Raw genomic sequence first — 21,962 nt, 5'->3', positions numbered from 1 at the left:
CTAAGTTTTTTTAAAGTATTAAATTTTTTAATTTCCAATATTTTTATCAAATTTACGAATTAAACTTCGTAATTAAATCAAGATAGTTTTTCGCAGAACAATTAATACAAATTCTCTTTTGAATACAACCGCTTTCACCATATACGACGCTTCGGCTGGCTCCGGAAAAACCTATACGCTAACGAAAGAATACTTAAAAATTCTTTTCTTGGCGACGAATGATGATGCTTATCGGAAAATTCTAGCCATCACTTTTACTAACAAAGCGGTGGAAGAAATGAAAACCCGAATTGTGTCGAGTTTGTACCAATTTTCATTGGATAATACTTCGGATAAAGCAATGGAATTGCTAAAAGATGTGGCTTCAGAAACCAAATTAAGCATCTCTACTTTAAAAGATAAATCGAAAGCCATCATCAAAAACATCATTCACAATTATGCGGCGTTTGATATTTCTACGATTGATAAATTCACGCACAAAGTCATTCGAACGTTTGCACAAGATTTGAATTTACCACCTAATTTTGAAGTGTCGTTGGAAACCGATTCCTTATTACAAGAAGCGATTGATTTGGTGATTTCTAAAGCGGGTGATGATCCAAATTTGACTAAATTACTAATCGAATTTTCAAAAGAAAAAACCGACGACGATAAAAACTGGGACATTTCGGCCGAATTATTAAAGGTTGCCCAATTGATTACCAATGAAAATAATTCGGAAGAAATTAAAGAATTGTCTGAAAAAACTATTGACGATTTCGGAATCGTAAAAAAGAAATTACAAGAAGAAATCAAACAGTTAAAAGTCGATTGTAAAGCAATTGCTCAAAGTGTTTTGGATTCGATTGATGGAAATGGAGTTTCTCGAAAATCGTTTTTCAAAAGTATAGTTCCTAATTTTTTAGAGAAAATTGCTGATGAAAAAATTGCAATAAATGAAACATCTATAAAATATTTAGATGGTTCAGAAAGTAGATATTCTAAAACCGTTCCACAATCTGATAAAGATTTTATCGATGAAAAAGCTTCCGAAATTTTAGCTTCGGTGCTAACTATCAATGAAAAAGTTGGAAAAATTTCAATGTACGAAGCTTTTCTACAAAACTTAAACCCATTGTCGTTATTAAACACGATTTATCAAGAATTCAAACAAATTCAGGAAGAGCAAAATTTAGTTTCTATTTCCGATTTCAATAAAATTATTCACAACGAAATACAAAATCAGCCAGCACCTTTTATCTATGAGCGTTTGGGCGAAAAATACCGTCATTATTTTATTGATGAATTTCAGGATACTTCGGTAATGCAATGGCAAAATTTGATTCCGTTAATCGATAATGCACTTTCAGGACAAGACGATTTTGGACAACAAGGAACTTTGATGTTGGTGGGCGATCCAAAACAAGCCATTTACCGTTGGCGAGGCGGAAAAGCCGAACAATTTATTGATTTAGCCAAAGAAGATAAAGGGCATAATCCGTTTTCAAATAAAGATAAAGAAACACTTCGTTTAGGCACAAATTACCGTAGTTATTCCGAAGTCATTCAGTTTAACAACGCTTTTTTCAAGCAATTATCGGATAAATTTGAAAATCCAGATTATAAAAATCTTTACGAAAACCTTTCGCATCAAGACATCAATTCTAAAATTGGCGGTTATGTGAATTTGTCGTTCATCGAAGTGCCAGAAGACGAAACCGAAGTTGAAGGTTTTGACTCGGATAACGATTCTATTTCGGTAAAAGATAAATTTTACTTGAATCAAACGTTAAGAACGATTGAAAAATGTATCGCTAACGGATTTGAATACAAAGACATCGTTTTACTTACACGAACCAAAGCACCTGGGATTAAATTAGCGAATTTCTTAACCGAAAACAGCATTCCAATTTTATCTTCGGAAACTTTATTGATTCAAAATGCGACCGAAGTGAAGTTGTTGATTGCGTTGCTTCGCTATTTGAAAAATCCAAAAGATGATGAATCGAAAGTTTATTTCTTGTATTTTATTGCGAAATATTTGCAGTCAGAATTAGAGATTCATGATTTCATTTTAGCTACAAAAGATAAAAATTCGGAAGAATTAGAAGCGTTTTTGAAAACCATCGGAATTGAAATTTCGTTTAAAAATTGCAAGAAGAAATCGCTGTATGAAGCAGTTGAAATTTTAATTGCGACTTTCTTAAATGACAAAGTGAATACTTCGTATTTGCAATATTTCTTAGATTTGGTGTTGGAAAAAGATGTAAAAGTGCAATCGAGTATTGCGGATTTCTTGGAATATTGGGATAAAATTGGCTACCAAAAAAGTATTCCATCACCAGAAGGAACGAATGCGGTTCGTATCATGACGATCCATAAGTCGAAAGGTTTAGAATTTCCGGTGGTGATTTTTCCGTTTGCGGAAGAAAATTTTTCAAGCAAACCAAAAGACAAATTGTGGATTCCGTTGGAAGATGCAAATGTTAATTTTCCAAAAGCGTTAATCAACAATAAAAAAGAAGTAGAAACTTACGGAAACGAAGCCAAAACCATTTTCCAAACCAAAAATCAAGAAGAGATTTTAGATACGATTAATGTTTTATATGTTGCTTTAACGCGTGCTGAAGAACAGTTATATGTGATTTCGAATAAACTGAAGCCAAAAAAGGATGGAACTTATCCAAACAATTTAGCAACTTATTTTATCGAGTTTTTGTTGAATTTAGGAAATTACGAAGACACAAAATTAGAGTATGAATTTGGTGATTCAGTTCGAGTTTCAATTAACAAAGCTCATGAAGGCAAAAACAATCAAATAGGAATCGTAACACATAAATTAAATCCAAAAAACATCAAAATTGCACAACGTGAAGCTCTAATGTGGGGAACCCATCAACAAGATGCAATAAACTTTGGGAATATTTTGCATGAAATTATGGCGTTTATTCACACCAAAGATGATGTAGATTTAGCCATCCAAAAAGCAACGGAATTGGGATTGATCACGTTTTCTCAACAACAAGTTTTTAAAGAAACCATTCAAAATATTGTTAGTCATCCCGAATTAAAAGAATATTTTGACTTGGATGCAAAAGTTTTCAACGAACAAAATATCATCAAAAAAGCATCTAAAAACATAAAACCGGATAGAGTCGTTTTAAAAGGAAATCAGGCTTATTTATTGGATTATAAAACAGGAGAAAAGCACAACAAACACAAAATGCAATTGGAGGAATATGAATTGGCTTTGATAGAAATGCAGTATCACGTCATAAAAAAAGTAATCCTTTACATAGGGAAAAATATAGAAATAGTAACTTTGTAACCACAAACAACAAACTGTAAACAACAAAAATATTATGTACGGAAAAATTCAACAACACTTACAAAACGAATTGGCCACAATCAAAGAAAGTGGATTATACAAAAAAGAGCGCATTATAACTTCACCACAAGGAGCAGAAATTACGATTTCAACTGGCGAAACGGTATTAAATTTTTGTGCGAATAATTATTTAGGACTTTCTTCACATCCGGAAGTAGTTCAAGCGGCTAAAGACGCTTTGGATTCTCACGGATTCGGAATGTCATCAGTGCGTTTTATTTGTGGAACACAAGATATTCATAAGGAATTAGAAAAAAAGATAGCCGATTTTTATGGAACAGAAGATACCATTTTATATGCAGCAGCTTTTGATGCGAATGGAGGAGTTTTCGAGCCTTTATTGGGAGAAGAAGATTGTATTATTTCGGATTCTTTAAATCATGCTTCTATTATTGATGGTGTTCGTTTGTGTAAAGCAGCTCGTTATCGCTATGAAAACAATAGCATGGAAGACTTAGAGCAACAGTTAATCAAAGCAACTGAAGCGGGTCATCGTTTTAAATTAATTGTAACGGACGGTGTTTTTTCAATGGACGGATTAGTAGCGCCACTAGATAAAATTTGTGACTTAGCGGATAAATATGATGCCATGGTTATGGTGGACGAATGTCACGCAGCAGGCTTCATTGGAGCTACAGGAAAAGGTACATTAGAAGCTAAAGGTGTAATGGGAAGAGTAGACATTATCACAGGGACCCTTGGAAAAGCTCTGGGTGGTGCCATGGGAGGTTATACAACAGCTAAAAAAGAAGTGATTGAAATTTTACGCCAACGCTCTCGTCCGTATTTATTTTCAAATTCATTAGCGCCTTCAATTGTAGGAGCGTCTTTAAAAGTTTTCGAATTATTAGAGAAAGATACCACGCTTAGAGATAAATTGGAATGGAATACCAATTATTTCAAAGCGGGTCTGAGAAAAGCAGGTATAGATTTTATCGATGGAGACTCTGCAATTGTCCCTGTAATGTTGTACGATGCAAAATTGTCTCAAATAATGGCTGAAAAATTATTGGAAAAAGGGATTTATGTAATCGGTTTTTTCTTTCCGGTAGTTCCAAAGGATAAAGCACGTATTCGTGTTCAATTATCTGCAGCACATACTAAGGAACATTTGGATAAAGCAATAGGTGCATTTGAGGAAGTTGCGAAAGAATTAGGTATCATTAAATAGTATTAAAGTAAAACTTTTTTAACAAAACTTTTTGGAGTAAAAAAAAAGCATTACTTTTGTAATAATTATAACTTATTGTAATTAAATAAATAAAGTATGAAACATTTAAACAAATTATTTGCTGCTGCTTTCTTATTTGCGGGTATATCGATGCAAGCACAAGACAGCAACAATCCGTGGGCAATCTCTTTTGGAGCTAACGGAGTTGACACTAAGATTAGTGCTGTTGGTAACGATAGTCCAAAATGGATTCAATTGGCTAACGCAAAACAAAATTGGAATTTCGTTCCTTCAGTTTCTTACATTAATGTATCGAAATATGTAGGAGATGGTTTTTCATTTGGTGTAACAGGTTCTGTTAATAAAATTGACAGATGGGTTTCTAGAGTTCCTGGGACACAATCAACGGATTTAGTTACAAATCCAGGAGATATTTCTTACTACGGGTTTGATGCAGTTGTGAAATACAGCTTCATGGAAATGTTAAAATCTAAATGGTTTGACCCATCTCTTAATATTGGTGGAGGTTATACTTTTGTTGGTGATGCTTCAGCTGGTACTGTAAACGGAGGTTTAGGATTTACTTTTTGGTTCTCTGAGCAAGTTGGTTTACAGTTACAATCTGTTTACAAACATTCATTTGATGATACAAGAATTGCGGATGTTGACGTACCAACTCATATCCAACACTTTGCTGGTTTAACTTTCAAATTTGGAGGTAAAGATACTGATGGTGATGGTATATATGACAAAAATGATACTTGTCCTGAAGTAGCAGGTTTACCAGAATTCAATGGTTGTCCTGATACAGACAAAGATGGTATCCAAGATTCAGAAGATGCTTGTCCAGATGAGGCTGGTTCTAAAGAATTAAACGGATGTCCTGATAATGATGGTGATGGTATCATCAATTCAGAAGATGCTTGTCCAGATGACAAAGGAACTAAAATGATGAAAGGTTGTCCAGATGCTGACGGAGATGGTGTTGCTGATAAAGCTGACAAGTGTCCTACTGTAGCTGGTGCTAAAGAGAATGCAGGTTGTCCTTGGCCAGATACTGACGGTGACGGAGTTGCTGACAAAGATGACAAATGTCCTACTGTTAAAGGAACTGTAGCTAATCATGGTTGTCCAGAGATTACTGAAGAAAAAGTTAAAGCTATCAATGATGCTGCAAAAAATATTTTCTTCCAAACAGGTACAAACAAATTAACTAAAGAATCGTTAACTACTTTAGATGGTATTGCTTTCATCATGTTAGAGCACCCAGAAGCTAGATTCACTATTGAAGGTCATACAGATAGCGTAGGAAGTGATGCTTCTAACCAAAAATTATCTGAAAATAGAGCTGCTGCTGTAAAAAATTATTTGCTTTCTAAAGGAGTAAAATCAGATAATATTTCATCTATTGGTTATGGTGAGTCTAAACCAATCGCTGATAACAAAACTGCTGTAGGTAGATCTAAAAACAGAAGAGTAGATGTGAAATTAGTAAAATAATTTCTTTCTAAAATATTTAAAGAAACGTCCTGATATTTCAGGGCGTTTTTTTATTTTTATAAAATGAATACGCCAACATTTTTAGATAAAGTAAGTCAAACCATAGTATCTGATTTCAACGATAAGTTGTCGGATGTGACAATAGTTCTTCCTAACAAGAGAGCTAAAGTTTTTCTAATTGAAAGTCTTAAAAATCATTTGAACATCACTTCATTTGCTCCAACTATAATAAATATTGAAGATTTTATTCAAGATATTTCAGGTTTAAGATCTATTGATCCAATCGAATTATTATTTGAGTTTTACGAAGTTTTTCTTTCCGTAACTGAAAAAGCAAAACAGCAAACTTTTGAAGAATTTGCAACGTGGGCAAAAACTGCTATTCAAGATTTTAATGAAATCGATAGATATCTTTTAGATCCAAATCACGTGTTCTCTTATTTGGAAGATATTGAAGCATTAAAACGTTGGGATTTACAACCACAAGACAAAACCAAATTAATCACAACTCATTTAGAATTTTGGTCAAAATTACCTTTATATTACGAATCATTTTACAATTTTCTTAAGGCTAAAAAAGTGGGCTATCAAGGTATGTTGTATCGAGAAGCTGTTGCAAATTTACAAAGCTTTACCAATCAGCTTCAAACCAATATAGTTTTTGCTGGTTTCAACGCTTTAAATCAAGCCGAAGAGCGAATATTTAAACATTTAGCCAACGAAAATAAAGCCAAAATTTATTGGGATATTGATGAGGTATTTCTAAATGATTTGTATCATGATGCAGGTTTATTCATTCGTAGATTCAAAAAAGAATGGAAACCTTTTGTAAATCAAGATTTCGAATGGGTGGTGAATCATTTCAGCGAAGAAAAAAATATCGAAATTATAGGTACTCCAAAAAGTATCGGGCAAGCTAAAATTGTAGGAACTATTATTGAAAAAATTCAATCTGAAAACCCAAATTTAGAAAAAACCGCTGTTGTTCTTGGAGATGAAAACCTGTTGCTTCCAGTTTTGTATGGATTACCTGAAACAGTTGATGCATTGAATATTACGATGGGTTATCCGAGTAAAAATAATCCTGCACAATTGTTGATTAGTAAGTTGTTCAAGTTACATACCAATGCCAAACAGCGAAACGAAAAAAGCTATACTTTCTATTACAAAGAAGTTTTAGATATCCTGAATCATCCTTTGGTGGAACCCTATTGTAAAGTGGAAGAAGTAGTAAAAGTGATTAATAACAACAATTTTACCTTCTTTTCGAATCAAAAATTATTCAGTTTATACGAAGAAAAATATCCGAATACAGAAAACAAATTCTTCAAATTATTATTTACACGTTGGGATGATTCAATTTCCGATATTTTAGTGAATTTGAATTCGATTTTACTAACCATAAAATCCTATTTAAGTAACGATGATGCCGAAGAAAAAGTAACGAAAGCTTTTGTGTATTCCGTTTTTAAAACGATAAATAAATTAACCAATTATCACGAAACTTATAATCAAATTGAAAGTTTGCCATCGCTTCAATCCATTTACAAGCAAATTATCGATTTAGCGGAAGTTTCTTTTGAAGGCGAACCTTTGAGTGGTCTTCAAGTAATGGGTGTTTTAGAGAGCCGTGTATTGGATTTTGAAAATGTGATTATTACTTCGGTAAATGAAGGGAAATTTCCAGCTGGAAAATCGCAAAATTCATTCATTCCATATGATGTGAAGAAAGAATTGGGATTGCCTACCTTTAAGGAAAAAGATGCTATTTATTGCTATCACTTTTATCATTTGTTGTTGCGTGCGAAAAACGTGTGGTTGCTTTATAATACCGATAATGAAGGAATTGATGCTGGCGAAAAAAGTCGTTTCATTACCCAACTAGAAATCGAGAAACAACCAAAACACAACATTACAAGCACGATTTACAATGCGGTTTTACCCGAAAAAGCATATGAACCCGTATCTATTCCAAAAACCGATAAAATCTTAACCCGTTTACACGAAATTGCAACAGATAAAGGCTTTTCGCCATCGTCGTTGACGAATTATATTCGAAATCAGTTACAATTTTATATGCAACGAATTTTGCGCATTAACGAAGCCGATGAAGTGGAAGAAAACATCGCTGTGAATACCTTGGGAACCATTATTCACAATGCGTTAGAAGAATTGTATACGCCGTATTTGAATCAGTTTTTAGCCTTACATTATATTGAAGCGATGGAAGCAAAAATTGATGATGTGATTCTGAAATATTTCAAACAAGAATATAAAGAAGGTGAAATTACCAAAGGAAAAAATCTATTGGCGTTTGAAGTAGCGAAACGTAATGTTTACAATTTTCTACAATTAGAAAAGAAAGACATCGAAGAAGGCCAAGCCATAAAAGTATTGCTATTAGAAGCAAGTTTATCATGTGAAATCGAAGTGAAATCGTTGCCATTTCCAATAAAAATCGCAGGTAAAGTCGACCGAATTGAAGAACGTGATGGAAATATCAGAATCATCGATTATAAAACCGGAAAAGTAGATGGAAACAGTTTAAAAATTCAAGATTTTGGTGATTTGACTTCCGATATAAAAAACGAAAAAATCATTCAGTTGTTGTGTTATGCGTTGATGTTTGAAAATCACGAATTAAAACAAAATCGAGAAGTTTCCGCCGGAATTGTTTCATTCAAAAACATGAAAAACGGTTTTTTACCTTTCGGATTAGGAAAAGGAAAAGAAGCTGAACTTGTTATTTCTACTGAAATTTTAGAAGATTTCAAATTGGAATTAGAAAAATTGATTGTAGAAATTTTCAATCCAGAAATTCCGTTTAAAGAGAAAGTTTAACTAATTAAACCCTTTTCAAAAAACCACTCAAAACCGTCAACAATTCCGCCTGGTTTTCAAAATGACTCATGTGGCCGTCTTCAAAAGTGGTGAGTTGTACTTGCGTGCCTTCGATTTGTTCTAAATTGTCTTCGTAGTTTAAAACAGGATCTTTTTTACCTAAAATAAGTTGAATCGGATATGGAGCAAAATGCAAAATAACTTCGCGGTCTTTTCTGATTTTCATGCCTTCTAAAGCCGCAACAATTCCTTGAAGTGGTGTTTTTAAAGCTTCTAATTTAACTGCTTCAATGATATCAGCCAAACGTTCGCGATTATCTTCACTAAATAAATTGGCAATACTCATGCGAATAAAAGCCGAATAATTTTGTTTCACCGCGACAATAGCTCTATCACGATTTGCTTTTCGTTCGTCGCTATCAGCTCTTGAAGTAGAGTTTTGTAATACAATTCCTTTTACATTGTCGGGATACAATTCGGCGAAAGCCAACGCCACATAACCACCCATGGAATGTCCAATTAAAACCGCTTTTCTAATTTTTAATTCGTGCAATACATGATGCACCATGTCGGCTTGGTCTTCCATGGTGTGGACATAACCTAAACATTCGGTTTCGCCATGACCCAATAAATCGATAGTAATGATGCGGTGTTTCTTTACCAACTCAGGAATAAACGCATTCCACATCGATTGATTTTCCAAAAAACCATGCAATAAAACCACAGCCGTTCCTTTTCCTTGGTCGGTGTAACTGATTTTGGTGTTTTTGAAATTGGTGGTTTTCATGTGGGCAAAGGTAAAGTTTAAACGCAAATTCCGAAACTTCGTAACCAAAGTTTTTTCCCGAAGTGAGTTAAATTTAAAAAAAAACGGCTCACATTTCTGTAAGCCGTCTATACTGTAAACTGAGACCGAGACTGAAAACTAACTATTCATTATCGCTTCAATTTCCTCAATTTCAATTGGAATGTTTCGCATTAAATTGAACGGTTCGCCTTGTTTTTGTATAACAACATCGTCTTCTAAACGAATACCAAAACCTTCTTTCGGAATGTAAATTCCTGGTTCAACAGTGAACACCATGTTGGCTTGCATAGGTTCGTGTAATAATCCGTAATCGTGTGTATCTAATCCCATGTGGTGAGACGTTCCATGCATAAAATATTTTTTATATGCTGGCCAATCTGGATTTTCGTTTTGAACATCGGCTTTGTCTAATAATCCTAAACCAAGTAATTCCGAAGTCATGATTTTACCTACTTCTACATGATATTGTTTCCATAATGTTCCTGGAACCAACATTTTTGTAGCTTCGTTTTTTATATTTAAAACCGCATTGTAAACCGCTTTTTGTCTGTCTGTAAAACGTCCTGAAACTGGAACCATACGTGTCATATCACTTGAATAATTGGCATATTCTGCACCAACGTCTAATAAAATTAAATCGCCAGCTTTACATTGTTGGTTGTTTTCGATATAATGTAACACATTCGCGTTGTTACCCGAAGCAATAATTGGCGTGTAAGCAAAACCTTTCGAACGATTTCTTAAAAATTCATGTGCAAATTCGGCTTCGATTTCGTATTCCATAACACCTGGTTTTACGAAATTCAAAACTCTTCTGAATCCTTTTTCCGTAATATCACACGCTTTTTGGATTAAATCCAATTCTTCACTTTCTTTAACCGAACGCAATCTTTGTAAAATAGGATTCGATTTTTCTACTTTATGTGCTGGATAATTTTCTTTCCACCATTTGATAAAACGCGCTTCACGAGTTTCGGTTTCGATAACCGCTCTGTAATGTTCGTTAGTGTTGATGTAAATTGTGTCGGCATACGCCATGATTTCTTTTAAGGTTTTGTGGAAATCTTGTAACCAAATCACCGTTTTAATTCCAGAAACTTCAAAGGCTCTTTCTTTGGTTAGTTTTTCTCCTTCCCAAATAGCGATATGTTCGTTTGTTTCTTTTAAGAATAAAATTTCTTTCAAATGTTCATAAGGCGCATCTGGAAAAAGCAATAAAATACTTTCTTCTTGGTCAACACCCGATAAATAGAAAATATCTCTGTGTTGTGCAAAAGGTAAAGTACTATCTGCACTCACCGGATAAATGTCGTTTGAATTGAATACCGCTACACTATTTGATTTCATTTGAGCTGTAAATTTTGCTCTATTTTTAATGAATAAGTTGCGGTCTATTTGATGGTATTTCATTTTTTAAGTGATTAGTGATTAGTAATTAGTGACTAGTTTTTGTGTTAAACAAATTCTATACTTTCTATGTGTTTAAAATAGTTTTTCAAAATTAATAAGATAAAAATGAAAAGTTGTTAAATACTTTAGAAATTTTGTAGAAGTGCAATGTTTTGGCTAATTTTCAACAAAATTTTTCAAGATGAAGCAAATTACTATTCTGTTTTTATTGATTGTGCAATCGGCAATTGCTCAAAATTCCTTGTTTACTCAACTGGAAGCTAAAAATATCGGACCAACAATTATGAGTGGTCGTGTAGTTGATTTAGCTGTAAATCCAAAAAATCCAACTGAATTTTATGTCGCTTATGCTACTGGCGGACTTTGGTATACTAACAACAATGGAACTTCTTTTTCGCCTGTAATGGATTCGGCAGAAACAGTGAATTGTGGTTCGGTTACTGTGGATTGGAATTCAGGAACGATTTGGGTAGGAACTGGTGAAGTAAATGCTTCGCGATCGTCATATGCTGGAGTTGGGGTTTTAAAATCTTCCGATAAAGGTAAAACCTGGGAAAATTTAGGATTAAAAGATTCACATCATATTAGCAGAATTTGGGTGAATCCAAGTAACTTGAATGAAATTGTCGTTGCGGCTGTCGGACATTTGTATACCACTAATAAAGAACGTGGGATTTACAAATCAATCGATGGAGGGAAAACTTGGAAGCAAACCTTATTCGTTTCGGAAGATGCTGGAATTATCGATTTAGCAGTTTCTAAAAACAATCCAAAAATTATGTTTGCAGCATCTTGGCAAAAAGATAGAAAAGCGTGGCATTTTGATGGTGATGGCGAAAAATCAGGTATTTATAAAAGTGAAGATGGTGGAAGTTCTTGGAAATTAGTTACAACTAAAGAAAGTGGATTTCCAGCGAATGAAGGCGTGGGAAGAATTGGTTTAGCGATGTTCAATGAAAACGTGATTTATGCTGTTTTGGACAATCAGAATATGCGACCAAAAGCAGCTTCAAAAAACAAATTGACCGTAATGTTGTCTTCTCCTGGAGCTGATATAATGGAAATTTCGAGCAAAGAATTGAATAATGCTTTAAAAGCAAGTGGTTTTAGAGATAAATATCGTGCAGAGAATATCAAAAATTGGATTGCTGATAACCATATGGAACCGAAAGATGTTTTGAAATTCCTTTCAGATGCTAATAAAGCGCTTTTTGAGACAGAGGTAATTGGTTGCGAAGTTTATAAATCGGAAGATGGTGGAAAATCTTGGAAAAAAACCAATCAGAATTATATCGATGATATGTTTTATACCTATGGATATTATTTTGCGAATATTTCGGTAGATGAAACCAATCAAAATCGTGTCTATATTGGAGGTGTTCCATTATTGTTTTCGGAAGATGGAGGAAAAACCTTTACGGCTATTTCAAAAGAAAATGTACATGCGGATCATCACGTAACTTGGGTTAATCCAGAAAATCCAAATCATATCATTAACGGTAATGATGGCGGTGTGAATATTTCTTATGATAATGGCGAACATTGGATTAAATGCAATAATGAAGCAGTAAGTCAGTTTTATGCGGTGAATGTAGATTATCAAGAAAATTATAATGTCTACGGTGGAATGCAAGATAATGGCGTTTGGTTTGGACCAAATAATTACTCGCATTCTGTGGCTTGGCATCAAGAAGGGAAATATCCGTATCAAGAATTAATGGGAGGCGATGGAATGCAAACACAAATCGATAGTCGTAATCCAAATGTGGTTTTCACAGGTTATCAATTCGGAAATTACTACAGAATTAACCAAAAAGAAGGTAAATTTGATTACATCACACCAAGAGCTCCAAAAGGGGAAAAACCATACCGTTTCAATTGGCAAACACCGATTTTATTGTCTTCGCACAACCAAGATATTTTATACATGGGTTCGGAATTTTTACATCGATCAATGAATCAAGGCGAAACTTGGGAACGAATTTCGGATGATTTAACCAATGGAGCAAAAGAAGGAAACGTAGCTTTTGGAACGTTGACGACTATTTCAGAAAGTAAATTTCAATTTGGATTGCTTTATGTAGGTTCTGATGATGGAAAAATTCACATCTCAAAAGATGGTGGAACTTCATGGCAATTGATTTCAGCTAATTTACCTCAAAATTTGTGGGTTTCAAGAGTGGTGGCATCTTCTCATAAAAAAGAAAGAGTTTATGCAACTTTAAACGGGTACAGAAACGATAATTTTGAAAGTTATGCCTTTGTTTCACAAGACTTTGGTGCGACTTGGACTTCAATTTCAAATGGATTAACTGAAGCCGTTAACGTAATTGTTGAAGATTCGGTAAATGAGAATATTTTATATGTTGGAACCGATAATGGTTTGTTTATTTCGTTAGATAAAGGTACAACTTGGCAAGATTTTTCCAACGGAATGCCAAAAGTAGCGGTTCATGATGCGGTTATTCAAACCAAAGCAAAAGAATTAATCGTAGGGACTCATGGTCGTTCTATTTATAAAATAGATATTTCTAAAGTTCAGGAATTAACTAAAGAAGTTTTAGCTAAAAATTTACATTTATTTAAAGTAAACGATAGAACAAAATCCAATCGTTGGGGAACTCAAAATTACGCTTGGGGCAAACCAAATGAACCTTCACAAACGATTTGGTTTTACTCAAATGGTGATGGAATGGTAAATATTTCCATTACAAATGAATTTGGAATGGTTGTTCAAAGTCAAAAATTTGATGCAAAAAAAGGATTGAACTCGGTTGAATTTGATTATTCGATGCCGAAAAATGTGGCAGATAATTGGAATAAAAAAGATAAGAATGTCAAATTGAAAGCAGCTGAAAATCAGAAGTTTTATTTGCCTGTGGGTAAATACAGAGTAACAATTTCAAAAGAAAAAACATCGGAAAACCAATCATTTGAAATTCTAACCTCAAAAAAGTAAAACACTTAGGATAGTATTTTTGTAGGGTATTTAAATTCGCACAAATGAAGCGTCTTTTTTAGATAAGAAATCCTATCTGATAAATATTTTTTGCAAAAATACTATACATAGATCTTTTTTATTCTTGTAAATCTCTGATATTCAACGTTAGTTAAATTCATTTTAAAATCATTATAAATTAGCTAGAAAAGGTTGTAGTTAAATTCAAATAGCCGTATTTTTGTTTGATTTTTTATTAAACTAGTACAATCAAATAAAAATTATGGCAAAATCAGCACTATTAAAGTCGTCTATAGTAAAAAAATACTGGATGGCTCTTACAGGTTTATTCTTATGCTTGTTTTTGGCGGGACACTTGGCAGGAAATCTTCAATTGATTTTTGGAACCAGTTTGCAATTTAATGAATATGCATTGTTCATGACCACTAATCCAGCAGTAAAGTTACTTTCCTATTTAACTTACATTTCAATTATTTTCCATGCAATTGATGGAATTATGTTGACCATTCAAAACAAAAAAGCAAGGCCTGTTGGTTATGCTAAAACGGATGGTTCTTCAAGTAGTTTTGCTTCAAGAAATATGGCTGTTTTAGGAACAATCATTTTAGTTTTTATTGCAACCCACATGGTAAATTTTTGGGCTAAAATGCATTTCGATAAAAACATGCCGTTAATGGTTAAAGAAATCGAAGTGCAAGGAAACAAACAAAAGTTTTATGTTGGAACTCAAGTAGGTCAATTTTTCCCAGTAGAACAAGTGGCTAAAGAAGGAGAAAAGCCAGATCCTGTTACTATGTTGCCTAAACAGTTTGTGATTAAAAATAAAACAGAATTGCATTATAGTCAAGCTGATGTTAAGGCTGCAGATTTATATAAAGACTTACACAAATTAACAGTTGATTTCTTTAAAGATCCTAAGTTTGGTTTAGCTTTTACAATTTTCTATGTTTTTTCAATGGGTGCTTTAGGGTTCCACTTGTGGCATGGTTTTCAAAGTGCTTTCCAATCATTGGGTGTTAATAGTTCTAAAATAACTCCAGTTATCAAGTTTGTAGGAAAAGCATTTGCAGTAATAGTTCCATTATTGTTTGCAATCATTCCAATCTTTTTACACTTAAAAAAATAATCAACATCAGTATATATTATGAAGTTAGATTCTAAAATACCAGCTGGTCCTTTAAAAGATAAATGGACCAATCATAAAAATCACTTGAAATTAGTTGCTCCAAACAATAGACCAAAAATCGATATTATTGTGGTAGGAACTGGTTTAGCAGGTGCTTCAGCTGCCGCTTCTCTTGGAGAAATGGGGTATAATGTGAAAGCATTCTGTTTTCAAGATTCTCCTCGTCGTGCACACTCGATTGCCGCTCAAGGGGGTATCAATGCGGCTAAAAATTATCAAAATGATGGTGATAGCGTTTACCGTCTTTTCTATGATACAATTAAAGGAGGTGATTACCGTGCACGTGAAGCAAACGTTCACCGTTTAGCAGAAGTTTCAGGTAATATTATCGATCAATGTGTCGCTCAAGGTGTTCCTTTTGCACGTGAATATGGTGGAATGTTAGATAACCGTTCGTTCGGTGGAACACAAGTACAACGTACTTTCTACGCTGCAGGACAAACTGGTCAGCAATTATTATTAGGAGCGTATTCTGCTTTATCAAGACAAATCGGGTTAGGTCGTGTAAAAATGTACAACCGACATGAAATGTTAGACTTAGTAAAAGTAGATGGAAAAGCTCGTGGAATAATCGCACGTAACTTAATTACTGGTGAAATCGAAAGACATTCAGCTCATGCAGTAGTTATTGCTTCTGGAGGTTATGGAAACGTATATTTCCTATCAACAAACGCTATGGGAAGTAACGTTACAGCTGCTTGGAAAGTTCACAAGCAAGGTGCGTTATTTGCTAATCCTTGTTTTGTACAAATTCACCCAACTTGTATTCCAGTACACGGAACCAATCAGTCAAAATTAACGTTGATGTCTGAGTCGTTACGTAACTCTGGTCGTATTTGGGTTCCAAAGAAAAAAGAAGATGCAGAAGCAATTAGAGCGGGTAAATTAAAACCAACTCAAATTGCAGAAGAAGATAGAGATTATTTCTTAGAAAGAAGATATCCAGCTTTCGGTAACTTAGTGCCTCGTGACGTTGCTTCGAGAGCAGCTAAAGAGCGTTGCGATGCTGGTTTCGGAATTGAAGCTAACGATACTAACGAAGGAGTTTACTTAGATTTCTCTACTGAAATTCAAAACAAAGGTAGACAAGCGGCTTACGCTAAAGGAAACCATAATCCTACACCAGAAGAAATTACTAAATTAGGTAAAGCTTGGTTGGAAGAGAAATACGGTAACTTGTTTACAATGTATCAAAAAATTACCGATGAGAATCCGTATGAAACTCCAATGAAAATTTACCCAGCGGTTCACTACACTATGGGAGGTGTTTGGGTTGATTATAACTTACAATCTACTATTCCTGGTTGTTTCGTAGCAGGTGAAGCAAATTTCTCTGACCACGGGGCAAATCGTTTAGGAGCTTCAGCTTTAATGCAAGGTTTAGCGGATGGATATTTCGTATTGCCATACACTATCTCTAACTATTTAGCTGACGAAATTAGAACAGGTAAAATCTCTACAGATGCTCCAGAATTTGCTGAAGCAGAATCAAGAGTTAAAGATGCAATAAGCAAATTCTTAAATAACAACGGTTCTAAATCAGTTGATCACTTCCACAAACGTTTAGGTTTAATTATGTGGAATAAAGTAGGTATGGCTCGTAACGAAGAAGGTTTAAAACAAGCTATCCAAGAGATTGCTCAGTTAAAAGAAGAGTTTTACAATGAAGTTTATGTTCCAGGAAGCGCTGATGAATTGAATCCTGAGTTAGACAAAGCAATGCGTGTAGCTGACTTTATCGAATTAGGTCAATTGATGGCAATGGATGCTTTACAGCGTAAAGAGTCTTGTGGAGGTCACTTCCGTGAAGAATATCAAGATGCTGAAGGAGAAACTTTACGTGATGATGTAAACTTTAAGTTTGTTGGAGCTTGGGAATACAAAGGAAGCGATATCAGTAAAGCAGAACTTCACAAAGAAGAATTAGTATACGAAGAAATTAAAATTGCAGCTAGAAATTACAAATAATGAAGTAATTAGTGAATAGTAACTAGTAATTAGTCAAATGAGTACAATTAAATCATATAAAGACTTATTAATCTGGCAAAAAGGTTTTGAAATTGTTATTTCTACTTATAGACTAGTGAAAACTTTTCCTCAAGAAGAGTTATATGCATTAACAAGTCAAATAAAAAGAGCAGCAATTTCCATCCCTTCAAATATAGCAGAAGGATATGGAAGAAATACCGATAAGTCTTTTAGTCATTTCATTGATATTTCAAGAGGTTCTTTATATGAATTGGAAACGCAGTTACTTATTGCAAATGAATTAGATTTTATTCAAGATATTAATATGTTTAATCACATAATTAGTTTGATTAATGAAGAGAGTAAAATGATAAATGCATTTTATAACACGCTTTCAAAAGCTAATCACTAATCACTAATTACCAATCACTTAAAAATATACAACATGAGTGCAGCAAAAAATATCAATATAACCCTTAAAATTTGGCGTCAGAAAAATGCTAAAGCTAAAGGTAGCATGGAAACTTACAAATTAGATAATGTTTCTACTGCAAGTTCGTTTTTGGAAATGTTAGACCAGTTAAACGAACAATTAATTAATGAGAAGAAAGAACCAGTAGCATTTGACCACGACTGTCGTGAAGGTATTTGCGGAATGTGTTCTTTATACATCAACGGACGTGCTCACGGACCAGATAGTGGTATTACTACTTGTCAGTTACACATGAGAATGTTCAATGATGGAGATACTATTTATATCGAGCCTTGGAGAAGTAAAGCTTTTCCTGTGGTAAAAGATTTAGTAGTAGACAGAAGTGCTTTCGATAGAATTCAACAAGCAGGTGGTTTCGTATCAGTAAACACGTCTGGAAACACTATCGATGCCAACTCTATTCCAGTTCCTAAAGATGATGCTGATAAAGCTTTTATGGCAGCAGCTTGTATTGGATGTGGAGCTTGTGTAGCAACATGTAAAAATGGTTCTGCGATGTTATTCGTTGGTGCTAAAGTATCACAATATGCTTTGTTACCACAAGGTAAAGTAGAAGCTACGCAACGTGTTTTAAACATGGTACGTCAAATGGACGAAGAAGGATTCGGAAATTGTACCAATACTGGAGCATGTGAAATCGAATGTCCGAAAGGAATTTCGTTAGAAAATATCGCTCGTATGAACAGAGAGTACTTAAAAGCTTCTTTGAAATAATTCATTGAAACTTTAAAATAATAAAAACGCATTCATTTATTTGGATGCGTTTTTTTGTATTTTTAAACCAAATTAATATCCAATGAAAGTAGCCCTTTTTCAAACCAAATTAGCTTGGGAAAATCCACAAGTAAATCGAAAATTTATTGAAGAATATTTCTTAAATGAAGAGGAATCGTTTGATTTATTTGTTTTACCTGAAATGTTTACTTCTGGGTTTACCATGAGTCCATCGGTTGTAGCGGAAACTATGGAAGGAGAAACAATGACTTGGTTGAAAGAGTTAGCTAAGAGAAAAAACTGCGCCATTACCGGAAGTTTAGTAATCAAAGAAAACGATAACTATTACAATCGAATGGTTTTTGTTTTTCCATCAGGAGAAGTTCAATACTACAATAAACGTCATTTGTTTACTTTAGCCGGAGAGGATAAAGTATATACAAAAGGAAATGAGAAAGTAATTGTAAATTACAACAATTGGAAGATTTGCCTTCAAATTTGTTACGATTTACGTTTTCCTGTTTTTGTGAGAAACACAGAAGACTATGATTTATTATTATATGTAGCCAACTGGCCAATTCCTAGAATAAGTGCTTGGGATACTCTTTTAAGAGCTCGAGCTATAGAAAACATGTGTTATACTATTGGTGTTAATAGAATAGGGGAAGATGCAAACAAAATGGATTATCCAGGCCATTCACATGTTGTTGATTATTTAGGAAAAAATATTTTAGATTGTGAAGATGAATTAGGTGTTTTCATCATCGAATTAGACAAGACAAGACAGAATGAAGCTAGAGCTAAATTCAACTTTTTAAACGATAGAGATAGTTATATGATTATCTAATCTAAAATAAAATCTTGTTCCACATCCCAATTGGCTCGCACATCGATGAGTTTTGGAAAGTAAATAATTTGTTCTGCCTGTTTTTTGGCTAAGTAATCTCCTGTATCCCACTCACCATTAGAGTTGTCATCATAAATGATTCTTAAGGTGTATAATTTTGGTTCTATAGTTTCAAAATAAAAACTTGTTGCAGTAGCAGAACTCATGCGATATAAAACGTTTTCTTTTTCTAAAAGTTCTACAATGATAGGAAAACGTTTTGTGTTCATTAAGTTTACTTTCAAATTTCCGTAATCTGAAAGTTGTTTCGTGCTAAAATTGTATTTTAGGGTATCATTGGTAGATTCGTAAAAGTCTTTTATGGCACCAGGAAGTAGTTCTAAGGTATATTTTTCGTTTTCTTCTTTTTTGAAATCAAACGATATTTCTCGATCAAAATCATGAATTTTAGCAGTTAATTTTACCAATACAGAATCTTTATTTCGAAGTGTGATTTTAGACTCGTCAATCTGAGTGATTGGAGTTTTAGATTTTATTACAAATGAATCTCTGTATGGAAGAATACCGCCCGTTTTCTTCTCAATAGACAACGAATCAGCTTCTTTTAAATCTTTAAGCTTCGTAACAAAAGATTTATGATAAGACCCGTTATTAACCGAAATTTGGATGGAATCCATTTTTACATTAGGGTAAAAAATAAGTACAGAATCTTTATTCTTTTCAGGAAATTTAGCTATTTTAATTGGGACTTCTTTATTGTTGTAGGAAGCCGAAATTTTAGTGTTTTTGAAGTCTCCTTCGTACCCTAAAAAAAGTTTGTTATTGCTTTCTTGTGTAGGTTTTTCAGCTTTGAAAGGTAATTTTTCTTTAAATAATTCCAACTCATACATTTCAGTGGTTGGAATAGTTATTGGAAAATCTAAAAAACCAATCTTATCAACCCCAGGATTGTATAAATTATTGTTTGATTTATCTTTAAGAGCAATAATTTTATACGTCCCTTCTTTAAGGTTTTCAAGTGAATAAGCTTTTAAACTATCTAAGGTATTGGTAATGTATAAAGGAGTTTTTTTATAAACAGTAGAGTCGTTAAAAGTTGCAGCATCATAGAGCATAACGCTAACAAAGTTGTCTGGTTTTTGTTCGTAAGCGTCTTTAATTTTGCCAACTATCGTCAGTGAGTCGATATATTTACCTGTTGAGAAAACGTATTTAAATTGTGAATACGGATTTCCTTCGTTGTTATCAGTAATACTTTGGCCAAAATTAAAACTGTAGGTTGTGTTCGGTTGTAAAGTATCTAAAATTTTAATTGAAATGAATTTACTTGCACTCCCTTGAGGAACAATTATAGGTTGTTTCTTCATTGGTGGAGAAATAATCAATTGTTTATTAATGTCTTTGATTTTTATAAGTTCATTAAAAGTAATTTTAATTTCATTGCCTTTAAAATCTGAAGTAAAATTATCAGGACTGCTAAAAATAATTTTAGGAGCTATAGTGTCTTTAGCGCCACCTGTGATGGTGCCTCGCTTAGCACAACTCGAAAGCAGCAAAAGACTTGCTAATATAAAGGCTATTTTTTTCAATGGATTTAATTTAAATAATGATGTTACAAAATAACAACTATAATTAGTGCAAACATACAATTTTTACTAATTTTTATGAAAGCGTATAGGCCATAGTTATGATGCTTACTTTTGCATCAGGTATTTTTAATAAGGCTCTTGTGCATGCTTCTAGTGTAGCTCCAGATGTAATAACGTCATCGACTAATAAAAAGTGTTTGTTGTGGTCAAGATTTGTAAATTTTACATCAAATAAAGCATTTGAAACTTCTTTTCGATGTTCTTTGTCTTTTTGGGTTTGCGTTTTAGAATATCTATTTCTAAACAACAAATTAGAATTTAGAGGAATTTCTATGCCTTTTGCAATAGCTTCACAAAATGTGGTTACCTGATTATACCCGCGCTCTTCAAGTCTTTTCGAATGCAACGGAACAGGTATTATTTCAGTAAAATTAAATTTTTCATGAATAGTTTTTAAATCATTAGCATACCAATTTCCTAAAAGCGTTCCTATTTTTTGTTGATTTCTGTATTTTAAATCGTGAATTAAGTTTTGCACAATTCCATCATGATGAAAATACAACATAGACGAACAGAATTCTATTGGAATAATACCATCAAATTTTTTTGAGGCCTCGTTTGGATATAAATTATGATGTAGAGTAAAAGGTAAATCATGAATGCATTGGCTGCATAAAATTATCTCGTTTTTGAGAAGCAAGTTCTTACATCCACTACAAAGTTTTGGGAAAATTAAGTTTATCAGGTTTTTTAGCATGTTGTCGATTAATTGTAATAACCAAAATATAAAAAAATAAATTTACAAAAAAATCAGTATTATTATTTTCAAGAAAAACATATTCGTCATATCCATTGTTGGAATCAACATGTGTTTGTTCATGTTTTTAACTTATCGATATTTTAAAATTCGTGCTGATTTTGATGATTTTAGAGTAAAATCAGACCATGAATTAACTGATTTGAAAAACCGACTAGTAGAAATTAAATCGCTCAACGATTCTTTAGTTCAAAATAGCTATCAAACAGACTACGATGCCCCTGAAAACCTTCAACAAAATAATACACATAAGTTCTTATTGAACGAGAATTAATCGTTTTATTTTCATAAA

Annotated in this window: 15 protein-coding genes; 11 read left to right on the top strand and 4 right to left on the bottom strand. The window is 33.4% G+C overall.

Going from position 1 to position 21,962, the window contains the following annotated elements; translation table 11 throughout:
• The first annotated feature begins 118 nt into the window (after positions 1–118).
• From NAT47_RS02800 to NAT47_RS02785, 4 genes are all read left to right on the top strand, one after another.
• Positions 119–3,307, top strand: a complete 3,189-nt coding sequence (locus NAT47_RS02800) for a UvrD-helicase domain-containing protein (RefSeq protein WP_250580059.1) — start codon at positions 119–121, stop codon at positions 3,305–3,307.
• A 34-nt stretch (positions 3,308–3,341) separates the two neighbouring features.
• Positions 3,342–4,538: a glycine C-acetyltransferase gene (gene kbl, locus NAT47_RS02795; protein WP_250580057.1), complete on the top strand. Its 1,197-nt coding sequence runs from the start codon at positions 3,342–3,344 to the stop codon at positions 4,536–4,538.
• A gap of 96 nt (positions 4,539–4,634) precedes the next feature.
• Entirely contained in the window at positions 4,635–6,038 is a 1,404-nt protein-coding gene (locus NAT47_RS02790; protein ID WP_250580055.1) for an OmpA family protein, read from the top strand.
• Between the two features lie 63 nt (positions 6,039–6,101).
• Positions 6,102–8,879, top strand: coding sequence for a PD-(D/E)XK nuclease family protein (locus tag NAT47_RS02785; RefSeq protein ID WP_250580053.1), 2,778 nt, complete (start codon positions 6,102–6,104; stop codon positions 8,877–8,879).
• A gap of 4 nt (positions 8,880–8,883) precedes the next feature.
• Here the strand turns inward: NAT47_RS02785 and NAT47_RS02780 are convergent, their stop codons facing one another.
• Positions 8,884–9,666, bottom strand: coding sequence for an alpha/beta fold hydrolase (locus tag NAT47_RS02780; protein ID WP_250580051.1), 783 nt, complete (start codon positions 9,664–9,666; stop codon positions 8,884–8,886).
• Positions 9,667–9,804: 138 nt separating this feature from the next.
• On the bottom strand, positions 9,805–11,097 hold the full coding sequence (locus NAT47_RS02775) for an aminopeptidase P family protein (RefSeq protein ID WP_250580044.1): 1,293 nt from the start codon (positions 11,095–11,097) through the stop codon (positions 9,805–9,807).
• A gap of 181 nt (positions 11,098–11,278) precedes the next feature.
• Here NAT47_RS02775 and NAT47_RS02770 point away from each other — a divergent pair, with 181 nt between their 5' ends.
• The 6 genes from NAT47_RS02770 to NAT47_RS02745 all read left to right on the top strand — a co-directional run bounded on the left by NAT47_RS02770 (position 11,279) and on the right by NAT47_RS02745 (position 19,264).
• The gene (locus NAT47_RS02770) at positions 11,279–14,056 is read left to right on the top strand and encodes a VPS10 domain-containing protein (protein ID WP_250580042.1); all 2,778 of its coding nucleotides are present in this window, start codon (positions 11,279–11,281) and stop codon (positions 14,054–14,056) included.
• Between the two features lie 262 nt (positions 14,057–14,318).
• Entirely contained in the window at positions 14,319–15,182 is an 864-nt protein-coding gene (locus NAT47_RS02765) for a succinate dehydrogenase cytochrome b subunit (RefSeq protein WP_250580041.1), read from the top strand.
• Between the two features lie 18 nt (positions 15,183–15,200).
• Positions 15,201–17,210 (top strand): fumarate reductase/succinate dehydrogenase flavoprotein subunit, encoded by a 2,010-nt coding sequence (locus tag NAT47_RS02760; RefSeq protein ID WP_250580039.1) that lies wholly within the window; start codon positions 15,201–15,203, stop codon positions 17,208–17,210.
• A gap of 37 nt (positions 17,211–17,247) precedes the next feature.
• The gene (locus tag NAT47_RS02755) at positions 17,248–17,622 is read left to right on the top strand and encodes a four helix bundle protein (protein ID WP_250580037.1); all 375 of its coding nucleotides are present in this window, start codon (positions 17,248–17,250) and stop codon (positions 17,620–17,622) included.
• 33 nt (positions 17,623–17,655) lie between these two features.
• On the top strand, positions 17,656–18,417 hold the full coding sequence (locus NAT47_RS02750) for a succinate dehydrogenase/fumarate reductase iron-sulfur subunit (protein WP_250580035.1): 762 nt from the start codon (positions 17,656–17,658) through the stop codon (positions 18,415–18,417).
• 82 nt (positions 18,418–18,499) lie between these two features.
• Positions 18,500–19,264, top strand: a complete 765-nt coding sequence (locus tag NAT47_RS02745) for a nitrilase family protein (RefSeq protein ID WP_250580033.1) — start codon at positions 18,500–18,502, stop codon at positions 19,262–19,264.
• On the opposite strand, the gene NAT47_RS02740 is transcribed toward NAT47_RS02745, so the two are convergent.
• Both NAT47_RS02740 and NAT47_RS02735 read right to left on the bottom strand, forming a co-directional pair.
• Positions 19,261–20,853 (bottom strand): Ig-like domain-containing protein, encoded by a 1,593-nt coding sequence (locus tag NAT47_RS02740; protein ID WP_250580031.1) that lies wholly within the window; start codon positions 20,851–20,853, stop codon positions 19,261–19,263. The genes NAT47_RS02745 and NAT47_RS02740 overlap by 4 nt on opposite strands.
• Before the next feature lie 73 nt (positions 20,854–20,926).
• A complete protein-coding gene (locus NAT47_RS02735) occupies positions 20,927–21,610 on the bottom strand; it encodes a ComF family protein (RefSeq protein ID WP_250580029.1) in 684 nt (227 codons plus the stop codon).
• Positions 21,611–21,731: 121 nt separating this feature from the next.
• Here NAT47_RS02735 and NAT47_RS02730 point away from each other — a divergent pair, with 121 nt between their 5' ends.
• Complete coding sequence (locus NAT47_RS02730) at positions 21,732–21,944, top strand: hypothetical protein (RefSeq protein WP_250580027.1); 213 nt, start codon at positions 21,732–21,734, stop codon at positions 21,942–21,944.
• The last annotated feature ends 18 nt before the right edge of the window (positions 21,945–21,962 follow it).

Origin of the sequence: Flavobacterium fragile (assembly GCF_023634865.1) — a bacterium.
GTDB classification, from domain to species: Bacteria; Bacteroidota; Bacteroidia; order Flavobacteriales; family Flavobacteriaceae; genus Flavobacterium; species Flavobacterium fragile.
The sequence above is the reverse complement of the archived record's forward strand: the minus strand, read 5'-3'. Positions and strand labels throughout refer to the sequence as shown.

Bases quoted from the DNA above. Each gene is read 5' to 3' on its own strand.
- kbl (WP_250580057.1), top strand. From the start codon at position 3,342: ATGTACGGAAAAATTCAACAACACTTACAAAACGAATTGGCCACAATC.
- NAT47_RS02790 (WP_250580055.1), top strand. From the start codon at position 4,635: ATGAAACATTTAAACAAATTATTTGCTGCTGCTTTCTTATTTGCGGGT.
- NAT47_RS02785 (WP_250580053.1), top strand. From the start codon at position 6,102: ATGAATACGCCAACATTTTTAGATAAAGTAAGTCAAACCATAGTATCT.
- NAT47_RS02780 (WP_250580051.1), bottom strand. From the start codon at position 9,666: ATGAAAACCACCAATTTCAAAAACACCAAAATCAGTTACACCGACCAA.
- NAT47_RS02775 (WP_250580044.1), bottom strand. From the start codon at position 11,097: ATGAAATACCATCAAATAGACCGCAACTTATTCATTAAAAATAGAGCA.
- NAT47_RS02770 (WP_250580042.1), top strand. From the start codon at position 11,279: ATGAAGCAAATTACTATTCTGTTTTTATTGATTGTGCAATCGGCAATT.
- NAT47_RS02765 (WP_250580041.1), top strand. From the start codon at position 14,319: ATGGCAAAATCAGCACTATTAAAGTCGTCTATAGTAAAAAAATACTGG.
- NAT47_RS02760 (WP_250580039.1), top strand. From the start codon at position 15,201: ATGAAGTTAGATTCTAAAATACCAGCTGGTCCTTTAAAAGATAAATGG.
- NAT47_RS02755 (WP_250580037.1), top strand. From the start codon at position 17,248: ATGAGTACAATTAAATCATATAAAGACTTATTAATCTGGCAAAAAGGT.
- NAT47_RS02750 (WP_250580035.1), top strand. From the start codon at position 17,656: ATGAGTGCAGCAAAAAATATCAATATAACCCTTAAAATTTGGCGTCAG.
- NAT47_RS02745 (WP_250580033.1), top strand. From the start codon at position 18,500: ATGAAAGTAGCCCTTTTTCAAACCAAATTAGCTTGGGAAAATCCACAA.
- NAT47_RS02735 (WP_250580029.1), bottom strand. From the start codon at position 21,610: ATGCTAAAAAACCTGATAAACTTAATTTTCCCAAAACTTTGTAGTGGA.
- NAT47_RS02730 (WP_250580027.1), top strand. From the start codon at position 21,732: ATGTTTTTAACTTATCGATATTTTAAAATTCGTGCTGATTTTGATGAT.